We start from the raw sequence: 337 nt of genomic DNA, 5'->3' as shown, positions 1-337 counted from the left end.
GAGGATGGTGGAGGGGAAGGATTAGGAAGAGATGAAGGAGGAGTAGTTAAAGAAGGAGGAATGGAGTATGGAGAGGTGGTGGATGTGTGGAGGATTGAAGTAGAGGGGAAGAAGGATGACTGTATTGTTGTTTGTTGAATTGGTATGAGGAAGGGTGATGGTAAAAAAGAGGGTTTGATGGGAATGGAATGGAGAGAGTGGGATGAGAGAGAGAGGGGTGGGGGGAAGAATGGGGGTAAAGAGGGGAAGAAAGGGAAAGATGAGGGTGGTGGGAAGTGGGAAGGGGGTAAGGGAGGGGGAGTGGATCAGGGGAGGATAGAGTGGGTTGAGATGTACA

At 50.1% G+C, this 337-nt stretch carries 1 protein-coding gene; it reads left to right on the top strand.

Annotation, left to right across the window (positions count from 1 at the left end; translation table 11 throughout):
• Positions 1-144: 144 nt before the first annotated feature.
• Positions 145-337, top strand: a 193-nt coding sequence (locus FS628_RS32150; protein ID WP_222125318.1) for a hypothetical protein, incomplete at its 3' end; no start/stop codon positions are given.

Source organism: Paenibacillus xylanexedens (assembly GCF_007676705.1).
Taxonomy (GTDB): Bacteria; Bacillota; Bacilli; order Paenibacillales; family Paenibacillaceae; genus Paenibacillus; species Paenibacillus xylanexedens_C.
The sequence above is the reverse complement of the archived record's forward strand: the minus strand, read 5'-3'. Positions and strand labels throughout refer to the sequence as shown.